The 21,189-nt window shown below is 65.7% G+C and carries 21 protein-coding genes; 8 read left to right on the top strand and 13 right to left on the bottom strand.

Translation table 11 applies throughout. The features are described from left to right. Positions 1-50 precede the first annotated feature (50 nt). Complete coding sequence (locus J4O76_RS08080; RefSeq protein ID WP_426281244.1) at positions 51-1,346, bottom strand: glycosidase; 1,296 nt, start codon at positions 1,344-1,346, stop codon at positions 51-53. A 248-nt stretch (positions 1,347-1,594) separates the two neighbouring features. Between J4O76_RS08080 and J4O76_RS08075 the strand changes: the two genes are divergently transcribed. Continuing rightward, positions 1,595-1,723, top strand: coding sequence for a hypothetical protein (locus tag J4O76_RS08075; RefSeq protein ID WP_426281242.1), 129 nt, complete (start codon positions 1,595-1,597; stop codon positions 1,721-1,723). Positions 1,724-1,745: 22 nt separating this feature from the next. Here J4O76_RS08075 and J4O76_RS08070 read toward each other — a convergent pair whose 3' ends face one another. The 4 genes from J4O76_RS08070 to J4O76_RS08055 all read right to left on the bottom strand — a co-directional run bounded on the left by J4O76_RS08070 (position 1,746) and on the right by J4O76_RS08055 (position 5,611). Continuing rightward, positions 1,746-2,465: an EF-hand domain-containing protein gene (locus J4O76_RS08070; protein WP_426281240.1), complete on the bottom strand. Its 720-nt coding sequence runs from the start codon at positions 2,463-2,465 to the stop codon at positions 1,746-1,748. 77 nt (positions 2,466-2,542) lie between these two features. Next, on the bottom strand, positions 2,543-3,922 hold the full coding sequence (locus tag J4O76_RS08065) for a sensor histidine kinase (protein ID WP_426281238.1): 1,380 nt from the start codon (positions 3,920-3,922) through the stop codon (positions 2,543-2,545). Next, a complete protein-coding gene (locus tag J4O76_RS08060) occupies positions 3,922-4,644 on the bottom strand; it encodes a response regulator (protein ID WP_426281838.1) in 723 nt (240 codons plus the stop codon). Before J4O76_RS08060 ends, J4O76_RS08065 begins: the two co-directional genes overlap by 1 nt. Positions 4,645-4,702: 58 nt before the next feature. Continuing rightward, positions 4,703-5,611: a LysR family transcriptional regulator gene (locus J4O76_RS08055; RefSeq protein ID WP_426281236.1), complete on the bottom strand. Its 909-nt coding sequence runs from the start codon at positions 5,609-5,611 to the stop codon at positions 4,703-4,705. Between the two features lie 95 nt (positions 5,612-5,706). Here J4O76_RS08055 and J4O76_RS08050 point away from each other — a divergent pair, with 95 nt between their 5' ends. Both J4O76_RS08050 and J4O76_RS08045 read left to right on the top strand, forming a co-directional pair. Beyond that, positions 5,707-6,588, top strand: coding sequence for an aldo/keto reductase family oxidoreductase (locus J4O76_RS08050; protein ID WP_426281234.1), 882 nt, complete (start codon positions 5,707-5,709; stop codon positions 6,586-6,588). A 39-nt stretch (positions 6,589-6,627) separates the two neighbouring features. Continuing rightward, entirely contained in the window at positions 6,628-6,885 is a 258-nt protein-coding gene (locus tag J4O76_RS08045; RefSeq protein ID WP_426281233.1) for a hypothetical protein, read from the top strand. A 14-nt stretch (positions 6,886-6,899) separates the two neighbouring features. Here J4O76_RS08045 and J4O76_RS08040 read toward each other — a convergent pair whose 3' ends face one another. The 3 genes from J4O76_RS08040 to cysD are packed head-to-tail and all read right to left on the bottom strand — an operon-like array spanning position 6,900 to position 10,488. Further along, complete coding sequence (locus J4O76_RS08040) at positions 6,900-7,649, bottom strand: 3'(2'),5'-bisphosphate nucleotidase CysQ (protein WP_426281231.1); 750 nt, start codon at positions 7,647-7,649, stop codon at positions 6,900-6,902. After that, a complete protein-coding gene (cysN, locus tag J4O76_RS08035; protein WP_426281230.1) occupies positions 7,646-9,583 on the bottom strand; it encodes a sulfate adenylyltransferase subunit CysN in 1,938 nt (645 codons plus the stop codon). The genes J4O76_RS08040 and cysN overlap by 4 nt, the downstream gene beginning before the upstream one ends. After that, on the bottom strand, positions 9,583-10,488 hold the full coding sequence (gene cysD, locus J4O76_RS08030; protein WP_192974743.1) for a sulfate adenylyltransferase subunit CysD: 906 nt from the start codon (positions 10,486-10,488) through the stop codon (positions 9,583-9,585). Before cysD ends, cysN begins: the two co-directional genes overlap by 1 nt. Positions 10,489-10,720: 232 nt before the next feature. Between cysD and J4O76_RS08025 the strand changes: the two genes are divergently transcribed. Next, complete coding sequence (locus J4O76_RS08025) at positions 10,721-11,584, top strand: HpcH/HpaI aldolase/citrate lyase family protein (protein WP_426281229.1); 864 nt, start codon at positions 10,721-10,723, stop codon at positions 11,582-11,584. A gap of 10 nt (positions 11,585-11,594) precedes the next feature. Here J4O76_RS08025 and J4O76_RS08020 read toward each other — a convergent pair whose 3' ends face one another. Beyond that, positions 11,595-12,653: a CaiB/BaiF CoA transferase family protein gene (locus J4O76_RS08020; protein ID WP_426281228.1), complete on the bottom strand. Its 1,059-nt coding sequence runs from the start codon at positions 12,651-12,653 to the stop codon at positions 11,595-11,597. Between the two features lie 78 nt (positions 12,654-12,731). Beyond that, entirely contained in the window at positions 12,732-14,012 is a 1,281-nt protein-coding gene (locus J4O76_RS08015) for an NAD(P)/FAD-dependent oxidoreductase (RefSeq protein ID WP_426281227.1), read from the bottom strand. A gap of 214 nt (positions 14,013-14,226) precedes the next feature. Here J4O76_RS08015 and J4O76_RS08010 point away from each other — a divergent pair, with 214 nt between their 5' ends. The 3 genes from J4O76_RS08010 to J4O76_RS08000 all read left to right on the top strand — a co-directional run bounded on the left by J4O76_RS08010 (position 14,227) and on the right by J4O76_RS08000 (position 16,297). Continuing rightward, positions 14,227-15,240 (top strand): sensor histidine kinase, encoded by a 1,014-nt coding sequence (locus tag J4O76_RS08010; RefSeq protein ID WP_426281226.1) that lies wholly within the window; start codon positions 14,227-14,229, stop codon positions 15,238-15,240. A 250-nt stretch (positions 15,241-15,490) separates the two neighbouring features. Further along, a complete protein-coding gene (locus tag J4O76_RS08005) occupies positions 15,491-15,775 on the top strand; it encodes a CsbD family protein (RefSeq protein WP_056057800.1) in 285 nt (94 codons plus the stop codon). A 249-nt stretch (positions 15,776-16,024) separates the two neighbouring features. Further along, the gene (locus J4O76_RS08000) at positions 16,025-16,297 is read left to right on the top strand and encodes a hypothetical protein (protein WP_426281225.1); all 273 of its coding nucleotides are present in this window, start codon (positions 16,025-16,027) and stop codon (positions 16,295-16,297) included. 75 nt (positions 16,298-16,372) lie between these two features. On the opposite strand, the gene J4O76_RS07995 is transcribed toward J4O76_RS08000, so the two are convergent. Together J4O76_RS07995 and J4O76_RS07990 are read right to left on the bottom strand one after the other, a co-directional pair. Then, positions 16,373-16,858: an Hsp20 family protein gene (locus J4O76_RS07995; RefSeq protein WP_056489325.1), complete on the bottom strand. Its 486-nt coding sequence runs from the start codon at positions 16,856-16,858 to the stop codon at positions 16,373-16,375. A 171-nt stretch (positions 16,859-17,029) separates the two neighbouring features. Next, the gene (locus J4O76_RS07990) at positions 17,030-17,434 is read right to left on the bottom strand and encodes a DUF2147 domain-containing protein (RefSeq protein ID WP_207897080.1); all 405 of its coding nucleotides are present in this window, start codon (positions 17,432-17,434) and stop codon (positions 17,030-17,032) included. A gap of 190 nt (positions 17,435-17,624) precedes the next feature. On the opposite strand from J4O76_RS07990, the gene J4O76_RS07985 reads away from it, so the two are divergent. After that, a complete protein-coding gene (locus J4O76_RS07985; RefSeq protein ID WP_426281224.1) occupies positions 17,625-20,246 on the top strand; it encodes a PAS domain-containing protein in 2,622 nt (873 codons plus the stop codon). Positions 20,247-20,277: 31 nt separating this feature from the next. Here the strand turns inward: J4O76_RS07985 and J4O76_RS07980 are convergent, their stop codons facing one another. Continuing rightward, entirely contained in the window at positions 20,278-21,105 is an 828-nt protein-coding gene (locus J4O76_RS07980; protein ID WP_426281223.1) for a helix-turn-helix transcriptional regulator, read from the bottom strand. Positions 21,106-21,189 lie beyond the last annotated feature (84 nt).

Genomic DNA, 21,189 nt, shown 5'->3' with positions numbered 1-21,189 from the left:
CCCCGCCTTCGCGGGGAAACATGCTAGTGTCGACTGCCAGTTGGTTCGCCTCACGCCATCGCCGCAAGCAGCCGCCCGACATCCACCGTCGCGAACGAGGCGAAATTGTCCGCCACCCCGAACGGCAGCAACAGCGTGCGATCATGGACGATTCCGCCGCAGCTATACACGACGTTCGGCACATAACCGTCGCGTTCGGCTGGGCTCGGTACGATCAGCGGATCGGTCATTCGCGCGAGCAATTTGGTCGGGTCGGCCTTGTCGAGCAGGCATGCACCGATGCAGTAATTACGGACGCTGCCGACGCCGTGGGTCATCACCAGCCAGCCCTCGTCGATCTCGATCGGGGATCCGCAATTGCCCATCTGGATGAACTCCCACGGCCATTTCGGCTCGACGATCTTGGTGCCGCCGTCCCAGGTCAGCAGGTCGTCCGAGGTCAGGTACCAGATGTTCTCATTGTCCTGCCGTCCGAGCATCGCATACTGTCCGCCAATCTTACGCGGGAACAGCGCCATGCCCTTGGTTGCTGATACCGCGCCGCGCATCGGCTGCATCTCGAACGTCTTGAAGTCCTCGCCGCGCAGCAGTTCGCAGCGCGCTTCCGAGCCGCTGAACGCGGTATAGGTGCCCAAGTAATGCACCTCGCCATCGTCCTCGAACCGAACGAGCCGCAGGTCCTCGATCCCCTGATGCTGGCTCGGCAGGATCGGAAAGATCACCGTCTCCGACAATTCGCGACTGCCTCCACATTCCAGTCGGGTGGGACCGCCATCGGTCGCGCCCTGGTCGGTCGGCGTGACGCGCGGCGGCACCGCGGTCTGGCTCGACGGGTCGACCGAGAAACCGTCGTCGGGCGACCAACTCCCGGTGCGGAACGTCACCGACGAGACATGACCTTCGCCGATCCCGCGCAGCGACAGGATGAAGCGCAGGCCGCCTTCGGGTGCATTTGACTGGTCGGGGTCGAGGACCATGCTCGGGTTGAACAGCGCAGCCGCCTCGAACGAATATTCACCGCTGAGATAGGCGCCGATCAGCAGTTTCTGGTCGGGGTCGATCTCGCGCGGGTCCTTCAGCACTGCCATGATCTCGCCGAACCGGTGCAGGAGAAGCTCGTCGACATCGCGGTGGCGTTCGTCGAGCGACTCCATCACGCGACGACGTTCGGCGCGGAGTTCGTCGGGCGAGAGCGACAGAACGCGGTCGATCACGCGGACGGCGCGGGGATGGCCCTCGACCTTGAACGCGCCGGGATATTCGATGTTGAACGGCCGGATGACGGTCCGCGATGGGTCGGGCCGCAACTGGATATTGGAAAAGGCGACGAGTTCGGCTTCGGCCATGGTCGGCTCCAGGTGACGCGCTGTCGTCGCGTCGAAATGGACGCCACGACACTGCGAGGGGTGCCCGGCACTGAACGCCGAAACCGCCGCGTTGGCTACATGAATTCCCCGTCACGCGCGGCTGCCGAAACACCGCGGAAAACTTCGCCTGTCACACCATCAGCTCGATCATTCGACGACCGGTGCACGAAGGAAGCGGTATGCAGGCTCGACCATCACGACCCGGCAATTGTGCAATCGGCCGCCACATGCCGCGATCCCGGCACCGCGACGTGAAGGGCGAGCCGATCCAGCGCTCCGCCTGTCGGTGCTGCGGCGTGGCCATCGTCAAGTCCGCGGTCAGTCGTCGTTGGATCGTGTCGGGCATGCTTGGCTGAACCGAATGCCGCGACGATGGCGTCAGGGCTCGGCGCGTTCCGGTGGCGGGACGGCCGGTTCGTCCGAGCCGTTCCGCCACGTCTCCCCGCCAGCGCGTGGGAGTTCGCCGCGGGTCAGCGCGCCGTCATGGTTACGGTCGAGCGCGGCGAAGCGCGTTACCGCAGCCTTGGCAAACTCGCCTGAATCGATACCGCGATTGAGGTTCGCGTCGGCTGCGATCACCGGCTCTGGCAAGTCGAAAAAGCCGTAGCGCGCGGCGCCGATGCGTTCGTGGACGACGGTGGCGCCCTTCTTGCTGTCGCCGTTGCCGAACTGCATGCCCTGGCCGCCTGACCCGCCGCCACCTCGTCCGCGTCCGCCACGGCCGCGCTCGCCACCTTCGGACCTTGGCCCACGGCCGCCGGACGCCACGCGGATCTCCGGAACCAGCACGTTCTCGTAATAGGCGATGTCGTCGGGATCGATCTCGCCATCCTTGCCGCGATCGAGCACCGCGAAGAAGCGCGCGGCATCATGCTGGAATTCGGCCATCGTGATCCGCCCGTTGCCATCGGTATCGGCGCCCGCGAACCACAAGTCTTGTGCGGCGCCCGGCTTCAGCGACGCGCGGAACGGTTCGCCCATCGGGCTGATGAACAACTGACCGCGGCCGTGCGCCGGACCGTGTCCGCCCTGAGGGTGCGGCGTCTGAGCCGAGCATCCGGCCAGCGCGGCGGCGATGCCGAGGTAAAGAATACGCATGCAATCTCCCGAAATGTCGTGATATTCGTCTGACACGGCGGTCGTTGCCGCTATGTTTTGGCTGACCGTGGCCCAGCTCAGATCGGCAACGTCACGCGCGCAAGCAACCCGACGCCCGGGCGGTTCTCGATCGTCGCATCTCCACCATGCGCGCGCGCCACCGCGCGGACGCTGGCGAGGCCAAGCCCGCTGCCGCCCGTGTCGCGGTTGCGCGATTGCTCGGCGCGGAAGAACGGCTCGAACGCGCGGGCGAGATCCGCTGGCGCCATGCCCGGTCCGGAGTCGCAAATCTCGACTATCGCGACCCCGTCCTCGCGGCGCACCTCCACTTCGGCATGGCCGGCATATTTGACCGCGTTGCCGACCAGGTTCGCGATCAGCGCCTTCAACGATGGCGCATCGCCCTCCAGTGCGAGTGGGTCGCCCGGATGCAACGCCACCGCATCGCCGCGATCAGCAAAGTCATCCGCGACGCTCTCGGCGAGCGACCGGAGATCGAGCCGCTGGCGGCGGACGTGGCGGGTCATGTCGCGGACGAACGCCATCGCCGAACCGATCCGCTCGCTCATCTCCTGGATGTCGCCTTCGCTTGCTGCACGGATATCGTCGGGCGCCTTTTCGAGCCGCAGCGACAGCCGCATCAATGGCGTCCGTAGATCATGCGCAACCGCGGCGATCAGGGTCGTCCGATCCTCGACATAGCGGTTCAATCGCTCCTGCATCAGGTTGAACGCGGTGGCCGCTTCGGCGATCTCGGGCGGACCGACGATCGGCAGCGGTTCGGCGCGAGGGTCGCGACCGAGACGCTCGGCGGCGGCGGCGAACAGCGCGATGGGCTTCACCACGCGCCGTGCCATCACCCAGGCAACCGCGGCGGCGACCACCATCGCGACCAGGAACCACAGGACGATCCGCATACGCCAGGGGCCGATCGTGGTGTGCGTCGGCCGGATCACGTGCCACCGCCCGTTCGGCGTCTCGATCGACACGACGAACGGGCCGAACAGCGCATTGTCGAACGATTGCGGCAGGTGCGCCGAACGACCCATGCCGAGCGGCAGCGGCGGCCGGAGTGCGCCTGCGAACAGCGGCATCGCCGACCGCTCGGTTTCGACGGTCACCTTGGTCCGCACCAGTCCGAGATCGGCGGCGATCGATTCGGCGAGCCGAGCGTCGCGCGGATTGTCGGTCGGGCGGGGTGGGCCGGTCGCAATCTCGACTTTGAGCTGACCGGTCGGGTCTCGCCCAGTCCGCGCCACCGCAGCGACGCGGTTGGCCGTGAAGATCTGCGGCCGAGGCGGCGGCATCAGCAGCACGATCGCAAAGTTCAGGATCTGGACCAGCAGCACGGTCGTCAGCCCCAGCACGAAGATGCGCAGGAACATCGGCCAGGACCGCTGCGGGTTACGCCGTATCGGCTGGTCGATCTTGCCGGCTGTCGCTGCCTGTTGGCGCATCACAGGCGCACCACGCGGGGAACGAAGAAATAGCCCTCGTTGCGGATCGTCCGGATGATCTCGTCGTCGTGCGAGCGCAGCTTGCGGCGCAAGCGGCTGACCTGCACGTCGATCGCGCGATCGAAGGCGTCGGTGTCGGGGCCTCGCGCCGCTTCCAGCAACGCATCGCGTGCCAGCACGCGCCGTGGTCGCTCGACGAACGCGCGCAACACCGCGAACTCGCCGTCGGTCAGGTCGATCAGCGTGCCGTCGGGATCGAACAGCTCGTGCGCCGCGAAATCGACGCGCCAGCCGAGGAACCCGAACGCGCGGCTGTCGCCCGCATCCTGCATCTCGCGTGCACGCAGCGCGGCACGAACCGTCGCCAGGATCTCGCGCGGGCTGCACGGCTTGGACAAATAATGGCTCGCGCCGATCTCCAGCCCCAGGATCCGGTCGGGTTCATCGCCCAGCGCGCTCAGCATCACCACCGGCGGCGCACCCGTCCGCGCCAAGCGACGGCACGCTGACAGACCGTCCTCGCCGGGCATCATCACGTCGAGCAGGATCAGCGACACCGCGCACCGTGCGAGCACGCCGTCCATTTCCTGCGCATTGATCGCGGTCTCGACCTGATAGCCGTGCATGCCCAGGCTCTGCGCCAGCAGCGTGCGGATCATGTGGTCGTCATCGACCACCAGCAGCACGGGTTTCGCAAGGTCGGGTACGGAAGCAGGGATCATGCCGCCGTCCTGCAAGGCAAGTGTGTTCGGCATATTTCCGTTGGTCGATCGAGGCCGCTCATGGCTGCCCGCGCCTGGCTGCGACGAAATCGATGAACGCGCGCAGCGGGGCCGGCAGATAACGACGTCCCGAATAATAAAGGAACGGACCCGAGAAGCGCTGCCACCACGGCTCAAGCACGGGCACCAGCGCACCGCTGTCGAGATGCGGCCGCAGCCAGTCCTCGAACAGGTGGATGATGCCGGTTCCCGCCAGCGCCGCATCGACCGCAAGGTCGGTGGCCGCGCCGACGCGGACGATCAGCGGACCGCCGGGCTCCACCTTGACGATCTCGCCGTCGCGCTCGAATTCCCAGGGCATCATCGAGCCGCTGGAGAACTGGCCGCGGATGCAGGCATGGTCGAGCAGGTCGCGGGGGTGTAGGGGCGTGCCCCGGCGGGCGAGATAGTCGGGCGACGCCGCCGTCGCGAACCGTTGCTCGCGCGGACCGATCGGTATCGCGATCATGTCCAGTTCCAGCCGCTCGTCGTAGCGGATACCGGCGTCGCACCCCGCGGCGAGCATGTCGACGAAGCTATCCTCCGCGATCACCTCCAGCCGGATATCGGGATAGGCGGCAAGGAACGCCGGGACGATCGCGGGCAGGACCAGCCGCGCGGCGCTGACCGGCACGTTCAGCCGCAACGGTCCCGCGGGCAAATCGCGATAGCCGTTGACGACGTCCAGCGCCGCCTCGATCTCGGCGAGCGCGGGGCCGAGCCGGTCGAGCAGCCGCGCACCGGCTTCGGTCGGCGCCACGCTCCGCGTCGTCCGGTTGAGCAACCGCATACCGAGCCGCGCCTCCAGTCGGCGTACCGCTTCGCTCAGCCCCGACGCGCTGCCGCCGCTGATCCGTGCGCCGTCCCTGAAGCCGCCCGCCCGCGCGACCGTTACGAACGCGGAGAGATCGCCTGCATTCACTGCCATTGTGCGTGCTCCCGTACAGCCCGTGCCGATACTGCCGCATTATCGTAACAGCCAACGCGGTCCATATGAAGGTCACACTTCGAAAGGACCGGATCATGACCACGCACGGTATCACCACCACCGCCCCGCTCGCAGGGCGCACCGTCAACCGTCTCGGCTACGGCGCGATGCAGCTTACCGGCCCCGGCGTGTTCGGGCCGCCCAAGGATCACGACGGGGCGATTGCGGTTCTGCGGGCGGCGGTCGCGGCCGGCGTGAACCATATCGACACGAGCGATTTCTACGGACCTCACGTCACCAATCGCCTGATCCGCGAGGCGTTGCACCCGTATTCCGACGACCTCGTGATCGTCACCAAGATCGGTGCGCGGCGGGGACCTGAGGGCTCCTGGGATCCTGCCTTCTCGGCGGCGGACCTGACCAGCGCGGTCCACGACAATCTGCGCAATCTCGGGTTGGAGACGCTCGACGTCGTCAATCTGCGCGCGATGTTCGATGCGCATGGCCCCGCCGAGGGCTCGATCGCCGAGCCGCTCGCGACGCTCGTCGATCTCCAGCGGCAGGGTCTGGTCCGCCATATCGGGCTCAGCAACGTCACGCCGACGCAGATCAGAGAAGGGCGGTCGATGGCGACGATCGCCTGCGTGCAGAACCAGTATAACCTCGCGCACCGCGACGACGACGCGCTGATCGACGATCTGGCGGAGGCGGGGATCGCGTATGTGCCGTTCTTCCCGCTCGGTGGGTTCTCGCCATTGCAGTCGACCGCTCTGTCGGACGTAGCACGCAATCTGGACGCGACGCCGATGCAGGTCGCGCTCGCCTGGCTGTTGCAGCGTTCGCCGAACATCTTGCTGATCCCCGGCACGGCGTCGGTCGGTCATCTGCGCGAGAACGTTGCGGCGGGGGACATCGTGCTGCCGGCCGACGCGATCGCGACACTCGATCGTATCGGGAAGGACGCCGCCAGCGACTAAGCATTTCCGTCCGGGCGGCAGAGGGCTAACGGCAGCGTCATGGCCAAGAAACGCTACCTCACCGCGACGCTGCCCGACGGTTACGTGAAGACGATCGGCCCGACCGCGACACCGTTCACGCATTACTGGCGGATCGTCGCGGTGCTGGCCAACGGCAAGACCGAGATATTCTGGGGCCACACCAAGTCGCTCGTCGAGGCAAAGAAGAAGCGCAACGCACTTGCCGAGGCCGCAGCGCAACGCGGGTGGCAGCGCTACGACTTCGAGTTCGTTGAGTTGGCGGCCTCCGACGGCTGATACCGCCCGCCCCCTCAGGCGGGTGGCAGCGCCTTCACTAGGTCGAGCACGCGCGTCGCCAGTTCCATCCGACAGATCAGCAGGTCGGGCAGATACGGATCCGCGCAATTATAGACGAGCGGCGATCCGTCGACGCGGCTGACGTGGAGCCCGGCCGCCTGCGCGACCGCGATCGGTGCGCAATTGTCCCACTCATACTGCCCGCCGGTGTGGAGGTAGATGTCCGCCTGGCCGCGGACCACGGCCATCGCCTTCGCGCCCGCCGAGCCCATCGGCACAAGCGTCGCCCCCAACGTCTCGGCGACCGCGACCGCCTCGCGCGCCGGACGGCTGCGGCTGACCAGCATGCGGAGCGGATCGCCCGCCGGTTCCAGCGGCTTCGGCGAACCCGACGTCAGCGTCATCCCGAGCCCCGGCAGTGCGACCGCGCCCACGACGGCCACGCCGTCGATCGCAAGCGCGACGTGTACCGCCCAGTCGGTCCGCCCCTCGCCATATTCCCGCGTGCCGTCGAGCGGATCGACGATCCAAGCGCGGCGTACCGAACACCGATCGCCCGTATCCTTCTCTTCCTCGGACAAAATCGCATCGTCGGGCCGCGCCGCGCGCAGCATCCGCATGAGGAACCTGTTGGCCTGCTCGTCGCCCGCCTTGCCGAGATCCTTGCCGGTCAGCCCACTGCTTTTCTGCAACGCGAGTAATATCTCCCCCGCCTCGGTGGCGAGGCGTTCGGCAAGGCGGACGTCGCTTTCTATGACCGTCACTTGAGCGGCATGATCTGGCGGACGATAAACGCGGCCGCCTCGACCGGCGTCATCTCGACCGTGTTGACGCGGATTTCCGCGTTGAGTGGCGCCTCGTAAGGGCTGTCGATCCCGGTAAAGTTCTTCAAATCGCCCGCCCGTGCTTTCTTGTAGAGGCCCTTCACGTCGCGACCTTCCGCCACATCGAGCGGCGTGTCGACGAAGATCTCGATGAACTCGCCCGCCGGCAGCATCGCGCGCACCATGTCGCGCTCGGCACGGAACGGCGAGATGAACGCGGTGAGCACGATCAGCCCGGCGTCCGCCATCAGCTTGGCGACCTCGCCGACGCGCCGGATATTCTCGATCCGATCCGCCTCGGTGAAGCCCAAATCCTTGTTCAGCCCGTGGCGGATGTTGTCGCCGTCGAGCAGGAAGGTGTGCCGGTTCATCAGGTTGAGCTGTTTCTCGACCTCGTTGGCGATCGTCGACTTGCCCGCGCCCGACAGCCCGGTGAACCACAGCACCGCCTGTTTCTGGTTCTTCAGCCCGGCATGCGCCTCGCGGCCGATATCGGTCGCCTGCCAATGGACGTTCTGCGAGCGGCGCAGGCTGAAATGGACCATCCCCGCCGCGACCGTCGCATTTGTGATCTTGTCGATGAGGATGAACCCGCCGAGCACCTTGTTCGGCGCAGCACCCTCCTGCGCATAAGCCTCGAACACGATCGCGCGATCGGTGGTGATCTCCGCCACGCCGATCGCGTTGAGTTCGAGCGTCTTGGTCGCGAGCCGCTCCATCGTGTTGACGTTGACCTGGTATTTCGGCTCGCGAACGGTGGCCGACACCATCTGCGTACCGAGCTTCAGCCAGTAGGAGCGACCTACGATCAGCGGCTCGTCGTCCATCCAGACGATCGTCGTCTCGAACTGGTCGGCGGTCTCGGGCGGCGCGTCCGACGCGGCGATGACGTTGCCGCGCGAGCAATCGATCTCGTCGGCGAACGACAGCGTGACGGACTGGCCCGCGACCGCCTCGTCGAGATCGCCGTCGAGCGTCGTGATCCGGCTGATCGTCGAGGTCTTGCCGCCGGGCAGCACACGGATCGCATCGCCGGGCTTGATCGTGCCCGCTGCGATCTGGCCCGAGAAACCGCGGAAATCGAGGTTGGGGCGGTTGACCCACTGCACGCTCATCCGGAACGGCTTGGCCTGGTCGTCGTCGACATCGACATCGACCGCTTCGAGATGCTCCATCAGCGTCGGGCCATCGTACCACGGCATGGTTTCGGACCTGAGGGAGATGTTGTCGCCCTTGAACCCCGAGATCGGCATCGGCGTGAACGCGGTGATGCCGATGCTCTTCGCGAACGCCGCATAGTCCCCGACGATCTCGTCATAGCGCGCCTGATCGTAGCCGATCAGGTCCATCTTGTTGACGGCGAGCACGAGGTTCCGGATGCCGATCAGGTGCGCGAGATAGCTGTGGCGCTTGGTCTGCGTCAGCACGCCCTTGCGCGCATCGACCAGGATCACGGCGAGGTCGGCGGTCGAGGCACCGGTCACCATGTTGCGGGTGTATTGCTCGTGACCCGGCGTATCCGCGACGATGAACTTGCGCTTTTCAGTCGAGAAAAAGCGATAGGCGACGTCGATCGTGATGCCCTGTTCGCGCTCGGCGGCGAGCCCGTCGACGAGCAGCGCGAAGTCGATTTCGCCGCCCTGCGTGCCCACGCGCTTGCTGTCCGCTTCGAGGGCGGCGAGCTGATCCTCGAAGATCATCTTGGAATCATACAGCAGCCGGCCGATCAGCGTCGACTTGCCATCGTCGACCGATCCGCAGGTGATGAACCGCAGCATCGTCTTGTTGCGATGCTGGTCGAGATACGCGTCGATATCTTCGGCGATCAGCGCGTCGGTCTGGTAGGCCGATTCCTGGATTGCGATGTCGCTCATCAGAAATACCCCTCCTGCTTCTTCTTTTCCATGCCCGCGCCGCCGGCATCCTTGTCGATCGCGCGGCCCTGGCGCTCGCTGGTGGTCGTCAGCAGCGTTTCCTGGATGATCTCGGACAGCGTCGAGGCCGTGCTCTCGACCGCGCCCGTCAGCGGATAGCAGCCGAGCGTGCGGAAACGGATCGATCGATCGACCGGGACTTCGCCGGGTTCGAGGCGGAAGCGATCATCGTCGACCATCAGCAGCATGCCGTCGCGCTCGACCGTGGGGCGGACGCCCGCGTAATAGAGCGGCACGATCGGCACGTCGTTGAGCTGGATATATTGCCAGACGTCGAGCTCGGTCCAGTTCGAGATCGGGAACACGCGGATGCTCTCGCCCTTCGATTTCCGGGCATTGTAGAGGTTCCACAATTCGGGGCGCTGGTTCTTCGGATCCCAGCCATGCGTCGCGGTGCGGAACGAGATGATGCGTTCCTTCGCACGCGACTTCTCCTCGTCGCGCCTCGCGCCACCGAACGCCGCGTCGAAGCCGTGCAGGTTGAGCGCCTGCTTCAAGCCCTCCGTCTTCCACATGTCGGTGTGGAGCGCACCGTGATCGAACGGATTGATCCCGCGTTCGGCAGCTTCGGGGTTCTGGTAGACCAGCAGTTCCATGCCGCTTTCCGCCGCCATCCGGTCGCGCAACTTGTACATTTCCTGGAATTTCCAGGTCGTGTCGACGTGCAGCAGCGGGAAGGGCGGGGGCGACGGGTAGAACGCCTTGCGCGCGAGGTGCAGCATCACCGCCGAATCCTTGCCGACCGAATACAGCATCACCGGCTTGTCGGCCTCGGCGACGACTTCGCGCAGGATGTGGATCGCCTCCGCCTCGAGCCGTTCCAGATGGGTGAGTGTCTTCGCCATGATGTGTCTCCGCGGCGCCGTTTGCCCGGCGCAGGGCGGTGTCGGCAATCAATGCATTCTTCGGTCGGGGAACGCTTCGCTATCTCATGCCGCCAATGACGGCACCGCGCACCATGCACGATTTCGCGGCGAACCCTGCGCCGCAGTTGCCCGCTCGCGATCGACGCCGTACGCAACGCACCTGTTTCGATCCGTCTGGGACCATGCCGCCATGTCCGTTGCTTCGTTGAAAATGCGCTCCTGGTTGTTCGCGCCGGGGGACAGCGAACGCAAGATGACCAAGGCGGTCGAGGGCAGCGCCGACATCGTCCTGTTCGATCTCGAAGACGCGGTGACCACCGAGAACAAGCCGCTCGCCCGCCAGGCCGTCCACGACGTGCTGACCGCAAATGTCGCACATCGCGCGCGAATGTGGGTGAGGGTCAATCCGCTCGACGGACCATATACGCTGACCGATCTCGCTGCGATCATGCCGGCGCGGCCGGGCGGGATCATGCTGCCGAAGGTCGCCGGACGGCAGGATGTCGAACGGCTCGACCACTACCTCTCCGCGTTCGAGGCGGCGAACGGCATCGCGATCGGGTCGACCCCGGTAATCGTGCTGATCACCGAGACGGCGGAAGCGATGTTCCATACGGGCGACTATAAGGGCGCGCCTCGCGTGGTCGCACTGACTTGGGGCGCGGAGGATCTGGCGGACTCGATCGGCGCGAGCGCGAACTGCAATCCGGATGGCAGCTATCGCTTCACCTACGAACTCGCGCGGTCGATGTGCCTGCTGGGTGCCGCGGCGGCGGACGTGACCGCGATCGAGACGATCCAGGGCGACTTCCGCGATCTCGACACGTTGAAAACGCGCGCGGAGCAGGTCCGGCGTGACGGTTACCGCGGGATGCTTGCGATCCATCCGGCGCAGGTCGACGTGATCAACGCCGCCTTCACGCCGACCGAGGCGGAGATCGCCGAGGCGCAGGCGATCGTCGATCTGTTCGCGGCCAACCCCGGCGTCGGCACGATCGGCTACAAGGGCGGCATGCTCGACCGACCGTATCTGTCGCGCGCGGAGCATCTGTTGCGGCAAGTCGGGCGCGCGTGATCCGGTCGTCTTAGCCAACGCCCCATTCCGCCAGCAGCGCCGTGCCATCGGAGCTGGGGGCGATCCGGCCCGGCGTGCGGGACAGGCGCGGGGCAGGGGCCGCCTGCCAGATGCCGTCGACGACGACACCGCGATCGGCCATGTGGTGGTGCGTCGGCACCTCGTCGAGTTCCAGCACGGGCGCAAAGCATGTGTCGGTGCCTTCGAGCGCGGCGCACCAGTCGTCCCTCGATCTGGTCACGAACACCGCGGCGAAGCGTCGCGTGGTTTCGGGCCAGCGCTCGACGACCATCTGCTCCGCCGCGAGGTCGGCGGAGAGCCCCAGCCGACCGAGCAGCTCGGCATAGAATTTCGGCTCGATCGCGCCGACCGAGACGTACCGCCCATCGGCGCAGGTGTAACAGCGGTAGAACGGCGCTGCGCCGCCGAGCAAATTGCGGTCGCGGTCCATCGACATGACGCCGGCCGGGACCATTCCCGCGAACAGCGCCATCATTGAAGAGACCCCGTCGACGATCGCCGCATCGACGACTTGGCCCAGTCCCGATCGTGCGCGTTCGAGCAGCGCCGCGAGGATACCGGTAACGAGATACAGCGACCCGCCGCCGAAATCGCCGATCAGGTTGAGCGGCGCCGGCGGCGGCGTTCCCGGCGCGCCGATCGCCGCGAGCACTCCGCTGAGGGCAATGTAATTGAGATCGTGGCCCGCCACCTGCGCGAGCGGCCCGGTCTGTCCCCAACCGGTCATCCGCCCATAAACGAGCCGCGGGTTGCGTTCGAGCATCACCTCCGGACTGAGGCCGAGCCGCTCCATCACGCCCGGTCGCAGCCCCTCGATCACGACATCGGCGCGGTCCGTGATCGCAAGCGCCTGCTCGCGCCCCTCAAGCGTGCGAATGTCGAGCGCGAGCCGCGCGCGGCCACGGTCCAGCACGGGATTGCGAAATCCACCGCCGACCCGCTCGATCCGCAGCACCTCCGCACCGAGATCCGACAACAGCATCGCCGCATGCGGGCCCGGCCCGATGCTGGCGAACTCGACGACCCGCAGGCCCGCCAGCGCAGTCATGCGCCGATACTCATCATTGCCATGCGATCCGATATCCGCGCTGTTCGGCCGCAAGGTGCGACCGATGCCGAACCGGAGTCAAGAAAGCGTCGGCGGCTCCAGCGGCATCATGTCCTTCAGCATGATGTCGGGGTCGGCGAGGATGGCCCGGTCGATCACCGCGCCGGCTTCAACCAGCTTGCGCCCTTGGACGTAATCCTTGACCGCACCCACGCAGTCGAGCGCGATCACGCGGCCGTCGCGCAGGTACACGACCGAGAATTTGCGCGTCGCCGGATCGCCGCGCAGGACCGTGTCGTCATAGCTGGTCGACAATCCGACGGTCTGCAGCTTCAGGTCATACTGGTTCGACCAGAACCACGGCACCGCGTCATACACCGCCGGCTGGCCAACGATGTCCTTCGCCACGACGGTCGCCTGGTCGTTCGCGTTCTGCACCGATTCGACGCGCACCGCCGCCCCACCGGCAAACCGGTTGGCGTGCAACGCGCAGTCGCCGATCGCATACACGTCCGGCACGCTCGTCCGGCATACGCCATCGACGGCCACGCCGTTGCCACCCGCCGCACCAGCGTCGATCAGGGGCGCGACTTCGGGAAGGATGCCGATGCCGACGATCACCATGTCGGCGGCGATGACGGTGCCGTCCCCCAGCCGGACCCCGGTGACGCGGTCATCGCCCAGAATGCAGTCGACCGACTGCCCCAGCCGCACGTCGACGCCGTGCGCGCGGTGCTCCGCCTCGAAGAACCGCGACAGGTCTTCGCCCGCCACCCGCGCGAGTACCCGGTCGAGCGCCTCGATCAGGATGACGGACTTGCCGAACTTGCGCAGCACCGCTGCGGCTTCGAGCCCGATATACCCGCCGCCGATCACGACCGCGGTTCCGACATCCGGCAGTTCGGCGAGCATCCGGTCGGCGTCGGCGCGGTCGCGCACGGTGTGGACGCCGGTGAGATGATGGCCAGCGCAGGCCAGTCGTCTCGGCGTCCCGCCCGTCGCCCAGACCAGCCGCCCATAGCCGATCGTCGTACCGTCCTCCGTCGTCGCGCTGTGCTCGACCGGATCGACCGATACGATGCGCGATCCCAGTCGCAGATCGATGCGCTGCTCGGTCCAGAACGTCGCCTGTCGGATCAGGATACGGCCGAAGATCTTCTCGCCCGACAGATATTCTTTCGACAAGGGCGGCCGTTCATAGGGAAGCTCGGCCTCCTTGCCGACGAGCAGGATCGATCCCTCGAAGCCGATCTTGCGCAGCGCGATCGCACACGCCGCTCCGCCGTGCCCGCCGCCGACGATGACGACATCGGCGAACACCGGCGTGTCCCGCGGCGCATCGCCTGTCATGCTGTCCATTTCGCTACCCTCGTTCACTTGGTGCCCGGTCGAGTAGCACGCCGATCTGCCATCGTGGTCCGCATTTCTATTGGCGATGTCGGATGACCTCAACTGCGGCCGCGGACCCGTAAGTGCGGCGAACACCGCCACTTGCGCGAAGTTAACGTAAAGCGCGCGCGGTGTGTATTAGGCATGGTGGCCGGGCTCTGCGCTCGGACGGGGGATTGCCGAAGTGATTGCGGACGGAACTGCCGAAATACCCAAGGCGCATGCGTGGGACCCCGACCATCTGCGGCTTGCGGTCACCGCCGCGGGCGTTGCCCTGTGGGCATGGAACGTCGACACCGACGCCTTCACGATGGACGAGCGGGGCTTCGAGCTTTGGGGCCTCCCGTGGCGCGCCGAAGTCACGTTCGAGGAATTGTCGGCGCATATTCATCCGTCCGATCGCGACCGCGTCCACTCCGCCTTCGCCGCCACCCGCGCGGTGCTTGGCAGCTACGAGACCGACTTCCGGATCATGATCGGCGAGGAGGTCCGCTGGATCTCCGCACGCGGCCAGGGCGAGGATGTCGGGATCGTCGGACGGACGATGTTCGGCATCTTCCTCGACGTCACCGGCCGCAAGCAGGCGGAGGAGGGCAACGAACTGCTCGCCGGCGAGATGAGCCACCGCGTCAAGAATTTGCTGGCGATCGCGAGCGGTTTGACCACGATAACCTCGCGCACCGCACCCAATACGCAGGACATGGCACGCGAACTGACCGAACGGTTGAGCGCGCTGGGGCGGGCGCACGATCTCGTCCGACCGTTGCCGGGCGGGCAGGGCGACGCGGCGTTGCTCGGCGACCTGCTTTCGGTGTTGCTGGCCCCGTATGACGACATGGGCGCCTTCAAGGGCCGCATCCGCGTCGCGGTCGAGCGCATGGGCGTCGGGGAAAACGCCGCGACCGGGCTGGGGCTGATCATCCACGAGCTCGCGACCAATTCGATGAAATACGGCGCTTTGTCGGCACCGACCGGAACGCTCGACCTGTCCAGCACCGCGACCGACGACGAAGTGATCCTGACCTGGCTCGAACGCGGCGGTCCGGAAGTCGAAAGCCCGAATGCCGGGGAAGGCTTCGGCAGCAAGCTCGTTCGCCGTACCGTTGCCGGGCAGCTTGGGGGCTCGATCGCCTATGAATGGTCGACGGGCGGGGTGATCATCACGCTGACGATGCGGCGGGATCGGCTTTCGTCCTGATCGGCCTCCCACGCCCGGCCGTCATCACCGGGATAGTAGTTTAGTACCTGATTCAGGTGCAGGAATACTGCGGAAACATCCGCGGTCCGATGGGTTATGTCTCTGGGCAATATGAGTTTCGGGTCTGCCGGAGCGCGAACTCCTTTGCCCGTGCGACCCCATCGTTTTCACCAGCGCGGAGCAGCGCGGGATATTCCCGCCGGCTTCGTCGTTTGAAGCCACATCATCCACGTATCGAAGGAGATCATTCATGAACACCGACACCCTCAGCGGCGCAGCAACCGACGTCAGCGGCAAGGTCAAGGAAACCCTCGGCGGCGCGATCGGCGACAAGTCGCTGCAGAGCGAAGGCGCAGCGGATCAGCTGACCGGTACCGTCCAGAAGACGGTCGGCCAAGCCAAGGACGTCGTCGAAGAGAACATCCGTCCGCTGGTCGACTATGTCCGCCAGTTCTCGAAGGAGCGTCCGTTCACCGCCGCAGCGGTTGCCGGTGTACTGGGTATCGCCCTGATCAACACGCTCCGCGGCAAGTAAGCCACGGCGTGTCGCGGCGGGGGCGCATGATCGCTCCCGCCGCTATACCGTTACTCGCGTTACCGAAGACGTACGACGCCAAGCGCACTCGATCGTTGCGCTACCGATAAATAATCCGCGGCTGGTCGATCGAATATCCGGCGACCTTATCGCGAACCACGCAACACCAATTCGCTGCAAGTGCGGACCGTGATCCACGGTCGCGCTGCCGAAGAACTATGTCGATCGGACTTCGGAGAGGAGACCCGCATGACGGATCATACGGATTACGAAACCGATTACGATTCCAACCTCGTCGTGGGACACCGCGATCAGCGATCCGACGACGACTGGGACAAGGTCTGGAATACCGACGATCGCAACCGCGATACGCTCCGCAAGATCGAGTTCGGTCTGGCGGTTATCGCCGCGGGCGTAGCACTCGTCATGGTCCGCGGCGGATGGCTGCGGATGACCGCTCGACCGAACCATGTCGTGCCCTCGGCGGCCGATATTCACGTCCAGATGCCGCCGCCGCGTTAAGCCGGGCGCCTTGAATACATAGCGCCCGAACAAAATAGCGACTGCCAGCATTTGGGCTGGCAGTCGTCATTCCCGTTACGCAGCGGAGCGTTCCGCCTGCTTGTCTTCGAGACGATCGCCGCTGCGATCATTGGCTGCGGCGCCGGTGATCTCGATCCGGCGCGGCTTCATCGCCTCGGGAATTTCGCGTTTCAGCGCGATGCGCAGCAGGCCGTTGTCGAAGCTCGCATTCTGGACCTGCACGAAGTCGGCAAGCTGGAAGCGGCGCTCGAACGCACGGGTGGCGATCCCGCGGTGGACGAAGCGGCCATCGTCGCGTTCGTCGGGCTTGCGCCCGCTGACCGTCAACTGGTTGTTCTGCGCGACGATCTCGATGTCGTCGGGGCGAAACCCGGCGACGGCGAGCGTGATCTGATAGCTGTCCTCGCTCTCGCGTTCGATATCGAACGGCGGGTAGCCATCGACCGTATCGGTCCGTGCGGTCGCTTCCAGCAAGTCGAACAGCCGGTCGAAACCGACCGTGGAACGACGGTAAGGCGTAAAGTCGAAGTTCGTCCTCATATCCAAATCCTCCTCATGAGCAATCTGAGCACGAGGAGCACCGGTAAAGCCGGTGCCCTCAGTCGCCGGACCGATCGACGCGTCCGGCGACCGGGGAAATAATTTCGCGTCCGAGGTCGTCAAGATTGCCGAGCGAAATTTTTTACACCGGTCGCGAGCGGCTGCGATCCGCTACTTGATGCGCTTCCACGACTGCGTTTTGCAGCCGAACCCTGCGAACATGCAGCCTTCGCCGACCAACGTGCGGGCATCGATCTGCGTGATCGTACCGGACACGGTCTGGCCGACATCGGGAATGAAGACCTCGCCGCTCCATCGCCCAGGCTCGTCCTCGACGAAATCGCGGAACAGTTCCTCGCCGACGAGCTGGTCGACGCCGCCGCGCTGCGCGTCCTCGATCGCAGTGCGGCTCGCCCACACGACCGTCCCGCAGATCGCATCGCGACAGCGCTTGAAAGTCACGTGGACGGTGTTGTGCGGGTTGGCCCAGATCCCGGCGGGCGGCGGCGTCCGTGCCGCGACGGGCGCGGCGACCAGCGAGAGAGCCAGGATTGCGGCCGAATATTTGAAAAGCATGTCATCCTCTCGAATTCCCTACCGGATCGAACGTGCCAAACCTCGCTTCGAGCCCTGTCGAAAAGGTAAAACCGGAATTTCGATTGCCACCTATGCAGCTGATTTGGCTCAGTATCTGATGGTCGGCGTTGCGATGATTTGGTTGCTACCCTAGATATCGGGATTGGTGATCATCGATGAGTAGACTGTTTTGACTGATATCATCGACAGCGCCGTCGAAAGCGCCCCGAAAATGACGGCGGATGCCGAGCGGATCGCGGCCGAGATTATCGCGCAGGACGTCGGCACCGATCCGTTCGTCGCGGCCGTGCGGGCCACGCGGATGCCGATGATCATCACCAATCCCCGGTTGCCCGACAATCCGGTCGTTTTCACCAACGACGCGTTCTGCCGGTTGAGCGGCTATAGCCGGGCGGAGATACTCGGCCACAATTGTCGCTTCCTGCAGGGGCCGGAAACCGATCCCGCGACCGTTGTCAAGATTCGCGAGGCGGTGCGGCAGGTCCGGCCGATCGAGATCGACATCCAGAACCACCGCAAGGACGGCGAGCTGTTCTGGAACCGCCTGTTGCTGGCGCCGGTCTACGATACCGAAGGCGTGCTCGCCTATTTCTTCGCGAGCCAGGTCGATGTGACGCTCGAGCGCGAACGGCTGCAAGGCCTGGAATCGAGCAATGCCGCGCTTCTGGCCGAGCTGACCGACCGATTGCGGATGCAGCAGGAGCAGGAGCGCGAGCTGGCCTTCACGCTGAAGGCTGCCCGCTTCGGAACCTGGAGCCTGGAGATCGCCAGCAAGCAGCTGACTGCCTCCGATACGTGCAAGGAAATCTTCGGCCGCCCTAGCCACGAGCCCTTCACCTACGAGGACCGGCTCGAGGCGATCCATCCCGAGGATAGAGCGAAAAGCGTTGCCGAAGTCCGTCGCTGCGTCGCGGAGGGCACCGACTATGACGTGATCTACCGCATCTATCGCCGGGATGGAGAACTGCGCTGGCTCGCCTCGCGCGGCCAGCCCTTCTTTAACACCGAGGGCGAGGCGTTGCGGATCGCCGGCGTCTCGACCGACATCACCGACCAGCGTCGCAGCGAGATCATGCGCGCGGCGCTCGTCGAACTGGGCGACGTGTTTCGTGACACGGACGAACCGGATGATATCTCGTTCGCGGCGGCGCGGATCATTGGCCAAACGGTTGGGGCGGACCGAGCGGGCTATGGCGAGATCGACGCCGACACGCTCACGATCATGCGCGACTGGAGTGCGCCGCGCGTCGCGCCCCTTTTCGGCAGCTTCGATCTACGCAGCTTCGGAACGTACATCGACGATCTGAAAAATGGCGACGAAGTGTGTATCGAAGACGCGCACACCGATCCGCGAACGCGGTCGACGGTCGCCGCGCTCGAGGCGATTTCCGTGCGCGCGATCGTCAACATGCCGATCATGGAAAACGGACGGCTGGTCGCGATGCTCTACCTCGGCAGCGGCCGTGCGCGGCAGTGGCGTGCGGACGAGGTGGCGTTCGTTCGCGAAGTGGCCGAGCGCACCCGGATCGCAACCGAGCGGCGGCGCACGGAGCAGGAGCTTGCAGCTCTGGCCGCGTCGCTCGAACAGCAGGTCGCGGCGCGGACCGGCGAGCTCCAGCATGCCGAGGACGCGCTGCGCCAATCGCAGAAGATGGAAGCGGTCGGCCAGCTCACCGGCGGCGTCGCGCATGATTTCAACAACCTGTTGACCGTCATTCGCTCGGCGACCGACCTGCTGAAGCGTCCGGACCTCAGCGCGGAACGGCGCGAACGCTATATCGACGCGATCTCCGATACCGCCGATCGTGCCGCGAAACTGACGGGGCAGCTGCTCGCCTTCGCGCGGCGACAGGCGCTCCAGCCCGAGGTGATCGACGTCGGGCATAGCCTGCGCGTCATCGCCGATATGCTGGGCACGTTGACGGGCTCGCGAATCGTCATCGACATCGACGTGCCCGAGACGCCGCTGTTCACCAACGTCGATCCGAGCCAGCTCGATACCGCACTCGTGAACATGGCGGTCAACGCGCGCGACGCGATGGACGGCGCGGGCCATATCCTGATCGCGGTGCGGTCGGCGTCGTTCATCCCCGCCGTTCGCTCGCACCCGGCCGTGCCGGGGCGCTATGTCGCGATCTCGATGACCGACAGCGGTACCGGCATCGAACCCGAGAAACTGGAGCGGATCTTCGAGCCGTTCTTCACGACCAAGGGCGTCGGGCAGGGCACCGGTCTCGGTCTCAGCCAGGTGTTCGGGTTCGCCAAACAGTCCGAGGGCGACATCGTGGTCGAAAGCCCGCCGGGCGAGGGCGCGACCTTCACCTTGTATCTGCCGCAAGTCGACGAGAGCGACCGTCCCGTCGAGGACGACAACGTCCAGACGCTGGCCGACGGTCACGGAACCTGTGTGCTGGTCGTCGAGGATAACAGGGAAGTCGGGACGTTCACCACGCAGTCGCTGGCCGAGCTTGGCTATGTGACGGTGTGGGCGGCCAATGCGCAGGAGGCTCTGGCGGAGCTGGGCAAGGATGCCTCGCGCTTCGATATCGTGTTCTCGGACGTGGTGATGCCGGGGATGAACGGCATCGAACTCGGCAAGGCGATCCGCGCCGATCATCCGAGCCTGCCGGTCGTGCTGACGTCGGGATACAGCAATATCCTCGCGCAGGACGGCACGCACGGGTTCGAACTGCTCCACAAGCCGTATTCGGTCGAGCAACTGTCGCGCGTGTTGCGCAAGGCGGCGGGCTGGGGAAGCGCCGACAGAAGTTCGGACGGCACGTCGAAATAAAGAAGCGGCTGCCGATCCGCGCGCGAAAGGCTCAGGCGGTCGGCGCCGTCAACGACCGGATACGCCGCGCCGTTTCCGGGGTTGCCGGATTGTAGACGATCATCCCGAGGTCCGGCCGACCGTCGACCGCAAACGCCGAGAATTCGAGCTCGAGCAGGCCGTGTACCGGGTGGTGAAGCCGCTTCAGGCCGTCAGCATGCCGGGCAACGTTGTTGTCGCGCCACAATGCGTCGAACTCGGGACTGAGCCGCGACAGTTCCTCGACCAGTTGGCTGATCTCCGCGCCCGCGCCAGCACGCGCGGCATCTGCGCGAAACGTACCGACGACATAGCGGGCGACGTTGAGCCAGTCCTCCTGCGCTGCCTTGATGCTCGCATTGGTGAACATCAGGCGCAGGATGTTGCGCTGGTCGCGGGGCAACGTCGCATAGTCCGTCAGCAGCGTCGCCGCCGCCGCGTTCCACGCGACCACGTCCCAGGTCGGCGTCTTAACGATCGCCGGGCTGAATTCGAGCGCATCCAGTACGCGCTGAAGCCGGGGTGTGACTTCGTCGGAGGCGCGATAGGTCGCTTCGGGCGGATGGCCGAGACCGAGGACGAACAGGTGCTCGCGCTCCGGCTCGGTCAGCATCAGGCCGCCGGCGATGCGGTTGAGGACGTCGGCCGACGGCGCGCCACCGCGGCCCTGTTCGAGCCAGGTGTACCAGGTCGCCGAGATGTTAGCGCGCTGGGCGACTTCCTCGCGGCGCAGGCCGGGCGTCCGGCGCCGGCCGCCACTGAACCCGAACGCCGCGGCGTCCATGCGTGCCCGGCGATCGCGCAGGAACGTGCCGAGCGCATTGTCAGTCTCGATAGACATCGACATCCTGTTGAAGATTATACCATGATAAGGTCACTACTTTTACAGGTGTTGAAGTACGCCCAAGTCTTCCTCCGGACAATA

The organism is Sphingomonas sp. NFX23, assembly GCF_049887795.1.
In the GTDB taxonomy this organism is placed as follows: domain Bacteria; phylum Pseudomonadota; class Alphaproteobacteria; order Sphingomonadales; family Sphingomonadaceae; genus Sphingomonas.
The sequence above is the reverse complement of the archived record's forward strand: the minus strand, read 5'-3'. Positions and strand labels throughout refer to the sequence as shown.